Raw genomic sequence first — 9,954 nt, 5'->3', positions numbered from 1 at the left:
TTTTGCCATAGAAAAATCCCCTCCAAGTAGTAGTGTATCATCCATAAGAAATAATGGACTTTTTTACACTGTCTACCTAAAGGGGATAATATCATTCACGCCGTCTTTTCTTATGAAACTGGCCGCTTAGGATGTCGATCGTGTAAATATAAAATCATTTCACCAAACTTTGTTGCAAACGGTAAGATGATCAATGAGGTAGCCACATTAAATATCACACTAATATGTGCTAACTGTACGTCTTTTTTACTGGCAAGTAATGGTGCGTTTTCCGTTAGTATTGGAATCAGCGGAATAAACAGTAATACTCCAAACACATTAAGCCAAACATGAGCGAATGCAGCCAGTTTAGATTCCTTACCCCCGCCGATTGATGCGATAATAGCAGTAATGCATGTACCGATATTAGCTCCAAGCACAATCGCAATGCCTGCATCCAGCTGCAGCAGACCAGCGGTTAAAAATCCCATCGCAATCCCTGTCATGGCAGTACTGGATTGAATAACCGCTGTAATAACTGTACCAGCTAAAAGGCTTAAGATTAGATTGTCATTAATAGATAAAATAAATTTATTAATAAAACCCATGGTTGTTAATGGGTGTGCTAATAATTCAAAGCCCTTCATGGCTGTAAAAACGGAAGCAATCCCGAACAGCAGCATGCCAATACTTCGAGCTTTTTTATTTTTAAATATAATGAGAAGTGCTCCACTAATGGCAAGAGGTACAAGGATGGCATCCAAATCAAACGTTATTAGTTCAGTTTTAAAGGTTGTGCCGATATTTGTACCAAGGATAATACCAATAGACTGAGGAAAGGTCATAATTCTAGCCGAAATTAATCCGATTGTGATGACCATAACGGCTGAGCTGCTTTGCAGCAGGGCAGTGATAAACGTGCCTGTTACCATCCCTTTTAGTGGCGTGCTAGTTAATTTTATTAACCATGTTTTTAATTTATTTGCAGACAAATTAAATAATCCAAACCTAATAATGGTCATTCCAAAAATAAATATTAAAATACAAAGAACAAATAATAATATGTACAGCATGTCTTGGCCCCCTCGCTTCATTCTATGGCCAAGTGGAGAGGGACATGCCACTTGCTGAAATTTTTTTAGGATGCTTAATACTCCGTTGCGATTTTCAGTTGACCTTGTATCAAGGTTATATTATAATTGCAAGGTACATGGATTGAATGTTAGTGTGTTGTGTTTCGGAGGGAGGGAAAGAGAATGTCTAAAACCGTCGTTCGTAAAAACGAATCGCTTGAAGATGCTCTTCGTCGCTTCAAACGTACAGTATCAAAAACTGGTACTTTGCAAGAGGCAAGAAAGCGCGAATTTTATGAAAAACCAAGTGTAAAACGTAAGAAAAAGTCTGAAGCAGCAAGAAAACGTAAGTTTTAAGAGAGGGTGTAATACATGAGTCTTCTCGAGCGTTTGAATAATGATATGAAACAAGCGATGAAAAACAAGGAAAAAGACAAACTCTCGGTTATTCGGATGGTCAAAGCTTCATTGCAAAATGAAGCAATTAAGCTCGGAACTAAAGAGCTTTCCGAAGATACGGAGTTAACAATCCTTTCTCGCGAAGTAAAGCAACGCAAAGACTCCCTCCATGAATTTGATAAGGCTGGACGTCAAGACTTAGTGGATAAATTGCATACTGAACTCTCGATTGTCGAGCTGTATTTACCGAAACAGCTTTCTGAAGAAGAGCTGTCAGAAATCGTTAAAGAAACGATTGCTGAAGTCGGTGCAACATCAAAAGCGGAAATGGGAAAAGTGATGGCAGCGATTATGCCTAAAGTAAAAGGCAAAACGGATGGCTCACTCGTAAATAAATTTGTACAACAACACCTTTCATAGTATTCTGACATAAAGACCGCAGGCATCGAGTGCCAGCGGTCTTTTAAGTTAATTTAAATAAAAGTGAAACCTTTTTCCCTTTTACACGTAATACATAGAGTCAGTTGAAAGAGATTAAGGGGGTGTCTTGAATGATTGAATTTCTTACTGACCCGATAGTTGTAACCGTTCTCTTAGCGATAGCGGGAGTTGGAATCGTGTTGGAGCTTTTTTCTACTAAGTTTGGAATCGCGGGATTCATTGGTGTATTGGCGCTAGTTATATTCTTTTATGGTCATTTTCAAGCCGGATTAGCCGGATATGGAACTTTATTTTTGTTTGTGGGAGGGGTACTCCTTATCTTTCTGGAATTTTTTCTTCCAGGAGCGGTTGCTGGAACGCTGGGTGTTGCTGCCTTAATTTTAAGCCTTTTCCTAGCAGGGGAAGATACGCTGCAAATAGGAGTTTCCATCCTTATTGCCATTTTCATTTCTATTTTTGTTTTCTTTATGATGATTAAAATCTTTGGCAGAAAGCTTGTCCTTTTTAATAAAATGGTTCTGTCTGATACAGCCAGAAAAGAGGATGGCTATGTTTCAAATATAAACCGTACAGATCTTTTGGGCAAAGTAGGAACCGCCTTAACGGTTTTAAGGCCGGCAGGAACGATGATCATTCATAATGAACGAATCGATGTCGTAAGTGAAGGCGGATTTATTGAGCAAAATGCAAAAGTGAAAGTAATTAAGGTAGAAGGTGCCCGCATTGTTGTTAGAGAAGTTAAATAAATCATTAGGGGGTTATATTAAATGGATGTAGTATCCGGGGGAACTATTTTTATCATTGTCGTAGTTGTTGTTGCTTTAATCCTTTTGGGGATTTTATTATCCTTTGTGCCAGTCATGCTCTGGATTTCGGCACTTGCTGCAGGAGTACGCATTAGTATTTTTACATTAGTAGGAATGAGACTTAGAAGGGTAACGCCAAGCAGGGTGGTTAATCCGCTGATTAAAGCACATAAGGCTGGTTTAAATGTCACGACCAATCAGCTTGAAAGCCATTATCTTGCCGGTGGGAATGTGGATCGAGTCGTTAATGCACTGATTGCAGCCCACCGTGCCAATATTGAACTATCATTTGAACGCTGTGCCGCGATAGACCTTGCAGGACGGGATGTTTTAGAGGCAGTGCAAATGAGCGTTAATCCAAAAGTAATTGAAACACCATTTATCGCTGGTGTGGCGATGAACGGTATTGAAGTAAAAGCAAAAGCTAGAATCACAGTACGTGCCAATATTGAGCGCCTTGTCGGTGGTGCAGGTGAAGAAACCGTTGTCGCTCGTGTTGGTGAGGGTGTTGTATCGACAATTGGTTCATCGGACAGCCATAGCAAGGTCCTTGAAAATCCGGACCTAATTTCGCAAACCGTTTTATCAAAAGGACTTGATGCGGGGACAGCCTTTGAAATCCTGTCGATTGATATTGCTGATGTGGATATCGGTAAAAACATCGGTGCAGAATTGCAAACAGAACAGGCAGAGGCTGATAAGAAAATTGCTCAAGCAAAAGCAGAAGAGCGCCGGGCGATGGCAGTCGCTTCCGAACAAGAAATGAAGGCGAAAGTAGTAGAAATGAGGGCCAAAGTAGTGGAAGCAGAGGCAGAGGTACCACTTGCAATGGCTGAAGCACTTAAATCAGGAAATATCGGTGTGATGGACTATATGAACTTTAAAAACATCTCAGCTGATACAGATATGCGAGGTTCTATCGGGAAGATGACAGGTGAGAAGAAAGACGACAAGTAAAACCCACTTTAATAAAAAAGGAGGGTGCGAGCTTTGGAAACCATTTTATTTATGATTATTATCGGTGTCATCTCAACGATATTTGGTAAAGCAAAACGAAGTCAAGGACAATCCCCAAAAAAGCCATTTTCAACAAGTGGTATGGAGGAAATTCGAACACTATTTAAAGAGCTTACCAATGATGAACCCAAAAAAACGCGCCCAATTAAAACGGAACTAAAACCAGAGTTGCCGCAAAATAGTTCGAAGAATCTTGAAAAAGAATATCAACAAGTCAGACTAGAGTCTGAATCCAGTCGCATGGGAATGGCTGCATCACGACTGCAAAGTGAAAAGTTGAAGGAACAGACAATCCAGACTAGACAGAACGAAAGTGATCCCATTATTTCTACTGACCCGGATCCAAAAACATTGATTAATGGCATTATTTGGTCGGAAATTCTTGGTGAGCCACGCTCTAAAAAACCTTATATTGCAAAAAGAGGCTAAGAAATCAAACGAAAAAGATGTGCTAGAACCATCTTTCATTTCATAAACATGAGATGAAAGGGGGTTCTTTTTTTATGGCAAAAAAATGGGGCCAACGAGTGCGCAACTGGATGGCTAATAAAATGGATCTTCCTCAAGATGTCATGATGGATTTGCCCCGCATTACGATGATTGGACAAATCCACATATATATAGAAAATCACCGCGGCCTTATAGCATTTACCGATAAAGAACTCCGTTTGCTTTTAAAGCAAGGCCAATTATTAATTAAAGGTAAGTCTTTTGTAATTAAAACGATTTTACCTGAAGAAATTTTACTTGAAGGAAAAATTGATCAGGTCATTTATATAACTGAAAATCCGGGAGGAACAAAATGAAGAACCAATGGATTGAATTTCTATATGGCAGGGTTACCGTAAAAGTAACTGGAAAGGGGCTTGAGCGCTTTTTAAATGTGTTAACAAGGAACGGTCTTCATATTTGGAATGTAAAACGGCATGGGACTGAGACGATTACCTTTAAAATAAGAGTTCAGGATGCCTTGAAAATGAGACAGTTTTCACGAAAAAGTGAATGTAAGATTTCTTTTTTACGACGAAGTGGAGTGCCGTTTTTGTTAAAAAGAATGTTGAAAAATAGCGGTTTTATGTTGGGAGCAGCCGCCTTTTTATTCATCATTTTTTTCTTATCAAATGTGATTTGGGGTATTGAAATAAAAGGAGCAAAGCCGGCCACCGAATATCAAATTCGCAAAGAATTGGACAAGATGGGCGTTAAAATTGGAAAGGTACAGTTTTTTGTCGATAATGTGGAAGGTATTCAAAGGAAATTAACCGATAATATTGGTGCCCTAACATGGGTTGGTGTGGAATTAAAGGGGACAACCTATCATCTGCAAGTAGTGGAAAAGAATGAGCCAAAAAAACCAGAACAATTATCGCCGCAAAATCTCGTTGCAAAAAAGAAGGCGATTATTGTGAAGAGATTTGTAGAAACGGGACAACCGGTCGTTGAAATTAATGACCACGTGGAAGAAGGCCAATTACTTGTATCAGGAGTATATGGGCAAGAAGGGGCGTCTCCTGAATTAGTTGCAGCTAAAGGTGAGATATGGGGGGAAACCTGGTATTTAAGTGACGTCAAACTTCCAATGGTGACAAACTTTAATGTCTATACCGGTAAGGAAAAGCAAAAGCATGCTCTTTTATTAGGGAATATTGAAATACCAATCTGGGGTTTTGGGAAACCTGAATACAAGAAATATGAGACAGAAAAGACTGTTCATAAAATTCATTTTCTGAAATGGGAGCTGCCGATTTCCTATATCAATAAAACAATTCGTGAACATGAGGAATTTCAGCGAACTTATTCGAAGCAAGAGGCAGAACAACATGCGTTGGAGCTGGCGAAAAAAGAAATAAAAAGCAAGTTAGACGAAGATGCTATCATAAATGATGAAAAAATTTTACACAAAGAGTATAAAAATGGTAAGGTTATATTAGCTATTCATTTTAAAATCATCGAAAACATTGCAGTCGGACAACCGATTTCCAAGGAGACTCCTGAATGACAGAAAAATTAACAACGATCAATGTGCAGCTTGAAAATCCGGCAGAGGCCGTTAATCTGCTGGGGAATTCTGATCAAAACTTAATAATGATTGAGCAAGAGCTCGATGTTTCCATCATTACAAGAGGCGAATCTGTCAGTCTGTCAGGCGATGAAGACAAGGTCATCATGGCTGGACAAATACTTGACCGATTAATATTCGTGATTCGGAAGGGGATTACGATTAGTCAAAGAGACGTACTGTATGCCATTCAAATGGCACAAAAAGGAACGCTTGATTATTTTGTGAATTTATACGACGAAGAAATTGGGAAAAATGTAAAAGGAAAAACAATCCGGATTAAAACGCTGGGACAAAGGCAATATGTGATGGCCATTAAGAAAAATGACCTTGTCTTTGGGATTGGCCCCGCTGGAACAGGTAAAACCTATCTCGCGGTTGTCATGGCCGTGAATGCCCTGAAAAATGGACAGGTAAATAAAATTATTTTAACCAGGCCTGCTGTCGAGGCAGGCGAAAGTCTTGGATTTCTCCCTGGTGATCTAAAAGAAAAGGTGGATCCATATTTAAGACCCTTGTACGATGCGCTGAATGATGTTCTGGGAGCAGAACATACTCAAAGGTTAATCGAACGTGGGACGATAGAAATTGCTCCTCTTGCTTATATGAGAGGCCGCACATTGGATGATGCTTTTGTTATTCTAGATGAGGCGCAAAATACTACTCATGCTCAAATGAAAATGTTTTTGACCAGACTTGGCTTCGGCTCGAAAATGGTAATTACGGGAGATCAAACTCAAATTGATTTACCAAAGGGTGCCAAATCCGGTCTCATTGCAGCAGAGGGAATTTTGCGAAATGTAAACGGAATTTCGTTCATCTTTTTAGAACAAAGTGATGTTGTTCGTCATCCGCTCGTCGGCCGAATTATCGAAGCCTATGAGAATAAAGCTAACCAGCAGTAAAATGCGGGATAAACCTTTGTAAGGTTTATCCCTTTTTCCATATCGACCGGACCTTCTTCTTGATATAGGGTGAAACTTCTTTAAAAAACTGTTATCATTTTACATAAAGAACACTTTCAGTAATAATATGTATATTCTTTCGCTAGAACAATGGGCCGTGGGTGGGGGGATTTAGTTGGATAAACTACAGCAGAACTTCATACGGATCCGAAAGCTTCTTGATATTACTTTTTTTCGGATCTTATTTTTTCTTGTATTAGGAATCGTCCTCTTTGGAGCCATGTACAGTAATGTAAAACCGGAAAAACTGGATTTAAGCCTTTTTTCAGTTGCTGAAAAAACAATTCGCTCCCCGGGGACAATTGAGGATAAAAAAAGTACAGAAGATAAGCGTAAAGAAGCTATTAACCAGGTGCAGCCTGTCTATGCATTAAAAAATGAATACACTCAAAATCGGGTTGATTTAATCACTTCCATATTTCAAGCAGCGGTAGAGGTAAATGACGAAATAAAAAAAGAAATGAAGAAGCAGGAAGAAGCAGCTACCGAGGAAAAATCGGAAAAAGTGGAACCAAATGTTTCCGATAAAGTTACGCGATTAAAAGCAAAATTGACCGCGGGTGTTTCGAAGGATCTTTCAGATCAAGTTTTTTCTTCCTTAGTCCAATCGGGGAATGATGAATTATCAATAGCAAAGGACTTGACCGTAACGGCGATCAACAATGTTATGTCAAAAAGAATTTCAACCGATGAAGTGGAAAATGCTAAAAAAAGAGTCGAGGAAGAATTAAAATATACCACCTTAAATGATAATTTAAGATTGGCTGCAATCGACTTAGGCAGATATGCTGTCATTCAAAATGAATTTTATGATCCGGGTGCAACAGAAGAGCTCAGGCAACAGGCTGCTGAAAGTGTAGAACCGGTAAAAATTCTTCAAGGGCAAATTATTGTCGAGGAAGGTAAGTTAATTAATCAAGATATTTTTCGGCAATTAAAATTAGCCGGTCTGTTAAGTAATGAAAAATCATTTAAGCCATTTATTGGTTTGGTAATGTTGATTACTATTATTCTTTCAGCGATCTATTATTATTTTTATCAATTGAAATCTCTACCCGAAAAACGGCAAACGTTCTTGTTATTGTATGGGATTATTTTCATCCTCTCCATTTTTATAATGAAAATTATTAGTATGCTGCAAATTTTTAATTTTGCTGGCATTGGTTATATTTTTCCGGCAGCGATGGGCGGCATCCTGCTTAAGATTTTAATTGATGAAAAACTAGCGATCCTTATGTCGATTATTATGGCAGTTTGCGGAAGTATCTTATTTAATGAAGAGGTAACAGGGACACTAAATTTTTCAGAGGGGATTTATATCCTGTTCAGTGCTTTAGCGGCAATTCTGTTTTTGAACACCCAAAATCATCGTACAAAAATATTACAAGCTGGCACATTTGCGGCGATTGTCAATGTTTTGACAATATGTGCGCTAATATTTTTGCCAAATGGCCAGTTTTCGGGGGTAGAATATGGGTACTATCTCATTACCGCCCTTGTTTCAGGTATCGGGTCTGCTGTATTAACCATTGGATTACTTCCACTTTTTGAGGCAAGTTTTGGGATCCTTTCAACGATGAAACTGATTGAACTTTCTAATCCGAACCATCCGCTCCTTCGGAAAATTTTGATGGAGGCTCCGGGAACGTACCATCATAGCGTTATGGTTGCGAATTTAGCGGAATCTGCATGTGAGTCCATTGGGGCTAATGGGCTTTTGGCAAGGGTAGGGAGTTATTATCATGATATCGGGAAAACAAAACGACCGAACTTTTTTATCGAAAACCAAATGCATCATGATAATCCACATGATCGCTTGCCGCCCGATAAAAGTGCGAATATCATTATTTCCCATGTCACGGATGGGTCTGCCATTTTGAAAAAATATCATATGCCGAAAGAAATTATTGATATTGCCGAGCAGCATCATGGGACAACATTGCTAAAATTCTTTTACCATAAAGCAATTCAAAGTGATGCTGACGTCCGGGAAGAGGAATTTCGCTATCCAGGTCCAATGGCACAGACAAAGGAGTCTGCAGTTGTAGGCATCGCAGATAGTGTCGAGGCGGCTGTTCGCTCCTTATCACAGCCCACACCGGAATTAATTGAATCGCTCGTTAAGAAAATCGTGGCTGACCGGCTGCAGGATGGTCAATTAAATGAGTGTGATATTACAATTAAAGAAATTGAAACCGTATCTCACACGCTATGTGAAACATTAAAGGGGATTTTTCACTCACGAATTGAGTACCCGGAACTGACTAAAACAAAGAAGGTGAAGCAAGCATGACATTACTGATAGATTGTATCGATGAAACCAATGAACTAACAGAACAGCAAATGCTTGAAATTGAAAGGATCATCAATTTTGCTGCAAAGCAACAGAAGATTGAAGAACAAAGCGAAGTCTCGATAACATTTGTTTCGAATGAGAGAATTCAAGAGATTAACCGAGAATATCGTGATAAGGACATGCCAACAGATGTGATCTCTTTTGCAATGGAGGAGCTTGGTGAAGGGGAAATGGAATTAACAGGGGTAGAAATGCCTCGCGTTTTGGGGGATATTATTGTTTCGATACCAAGAACAAAGGAACAAGCAGCAGAATATGGCCATTCTTTTGAAAGAGAGCTTGGGTTTCTTGCAGTTCATGGATTCCTCCATTTGTTAGGCTATGACCACATGACAGAGGAAGATGAAAAGGAAATGTTTACATTGCAAAAGGAAATTTTAAACGGTTATGGACTCACAAGATAAGCCTTTCCCATTCATGAAAACCTTTGTGTTTGCCTTCACGGGAATTTTGACAGCACTCAAAATGGAAAGAAATATGCGGTTCCATTTCATAGTCTCGATAATTGTGGTAATTGGTTCCTTTTCCTTTTCAATTACAAAAGTAGAGTGGGTTTTCGTCCTTTTCGCAATTGGGGGGATGTTTGCCTTAGAATTGATGAACACAGCGATCGAACGGGTGGTGGATCTCATTACCACCGAGTTTCACCCCCTTGCAAAACAAGCAAAGGATTTGGCAGCTGGAGCTGTCTTAGTTTATGCTATTCTTTCGGTTGTAATTGGAATTGTCATCTTTTCGCCTTACGTCCTAAAGCTTTTTTAGTCAAGAATATAAAATTTTCCTTATTGATTTGAAATAGATTTGCTAATTCGGTAAAATGACTTAATCAGCTTAATTTGAAGACAAGTTGATTTATGAG

General features: G+C 39.1%; 12 protein-coding genes. 11 read left to right on the top strand and 1 reads right to left on the bottom strand.

Annotation, left to right across the window (positions count from 1 at the left end; genetic code table 11):
* Nucleotides 1–110: 110 nt before the first annotated feature.
* Complete coding sequence (locus tag ACIQXV_RS27125; RefSeq protein WP_402964696.1) at nucleotides 111–1,052, bottom strand: Na/Pi symporter; 942 nt, start codon at nucleotides 1,050–1,052, stop codon at nucleotides 111–113.
* A gap of 183 nt (nucleotides 1,053–1,235) precedes the next feature.
* Here ACIQXV_RS27125 and rpsU point away from each other — a divergent pair, with 183 nt between their 5' ends.
* From rpsU to ACIQXV_RS27070, 11 genes are all read left to right on the top strand, one after another.
* Entirely contained in the window at nucleotides 1,236–1,409 is a 174-nt protein-coding gene (gene rpsU, locus ACIQXV_RS27120; RefSeq protein WP_007087607.1) for a 30S ribosomal protein S21, read from the top strand.
* Between the two features lie 15 nt (nucleotides 1,410–1,424).
* A complete protein-coding gene (locus ACIQXV_RS27115; protein WP_402964693.1) occupies nucleotides 1,425–1,871 on the top strand; it encodes a GatB/YqeY domain-containing protein in 447 nt (148 codons plus the stop codon).
* 131 nt (nucleotides 1,872–2,002) lie between these two features.
* Nucleotides 2,003–2,638 (top strand): NfeD family protein, encoded by a 636-nt coding sequence (locus ACIQXV_RS27110; protein WP_402964690.1) that lies wholly within the window; start codon nucleotides 2,003–2,005, stop codon nucleotides 2,636–2,638.
* A 21-nt stretch (nucleotides 2,639–2,659) separates the two neighbouring features.
* Entirely contained in the window at nucleotides 2,660–3,655 is a 996-nt protein-coding gene (gene floA / locus ACIQXV_RS27105; protein ID WP_402964687.1) for a flotillin-like protein FloA, read from the top strand.
* 33 nt (nucleotides 3,656–3,688) lie between these two features.
* Complete coding sequence (locus ACIQXV_RS27100; RefSeq protein WP_402964684.1) at nucleotides 3,689–4,144, top strand: hypothetical protein; 456 nt, start codon at nucleotides 3,689–3,691, stop codon at nucleotides 4,142–4,144.
* Between the two features lie 74 nt (nucleotides 4,145–4,218).
* Nucleotides 4,219–4,521, top strand: a complete 303-nt coding sequence (yqfC, locus tag ACIQXV_RS27095) for a sporulation protein YqfC (protein WP_402964682.1) — start codon at nucleotides 4,219–4,221, stop codon at nucleotides 4,519–4,521.
* Complete coding sequence (yqfD, locus tag ACIQXV_RS27090; RefSeq protein WP_402964679.1) at nucleotides 4,518–5,714, top strand: sporulation protein YqfD; 1,197 nt, start codon at nucleotides 4,518–4,520, stop codon at nucleotides 5,712–5,714. The genes yqfC and yqfD overlap by 4 nt, the downstream gene beginning before the upstream one ends.
* On the top strand, nucleotides 5,711–6,679 hold the full coding sequence (locus ACIQXV_RS27085; RefSeq protein WP_402964676.1) for a PhoH family protein: 969 nt from the start codon (nucleotides 5,711–5,713) through the stop codon (nucleotides 6,677–6,679). The genes yqfD and ACIQXV_RS27085 overlap by 4 nt, the downstream gene beginning before the upstream one ends.
* Before the next feature lie 175 nt (nucleotides 6,680–6,854).
* Entirely contained in the window at nucleotides 6,855–9,032 is a 2,178-nt protein-coding gene (locus ACIQXV_RS27080) for an HD family phosphohydrolase (protein ID WP_402964673.1), read from the top strand.
* Nucleotides 9,029–9,499: an rRNA maturation RNase YbeY gene (gene ybeY, locus ACIQXV_RS27075; RefSeq protein ID WP_402964670.1), complete on the top strand. Its 471-nt coding sequence runs from the start codon at nucleotides 9,029–9,031 to the stop codon at nucleotides 9,497–9,499. The genes ACIQXV_RS27080 and ybeY overlap by 4 nt, the downstream gene beginning before the upstream one ends.
* Nucleotides 9,483–9,857, top strand: coding sequence for a diacylglycerol kinase family protein (locus ACIQXV_RS27070; protein WP_402964667.1), 375 nt, complete (start codon nucleotides 9,483–9,485; stop codon nucleotides 9,855–9,857). Before ybeY ends, ACIQXV_RS27070 begins: the two co-directional genes overlap by 17 nt.
* The last annotated feature ends 97 nt before the right edge of the window (nucleotides 9,858–9,954 follow it).

It is taken from the genome of Neobacillus sp. NPDC097160 (genome assembly GCF_044762155.1).
Classification (GTDB): domain Bacteria; phylum Bacillota; class Bacilli; order Bacillales; family Cytobacillaceae; genus Neobacillus.
The sequence above is the reverse complement of the archived record's forward strand: the minus strand, read 5'-3'. Positions and strand labels throughout refer to the sequence as shown.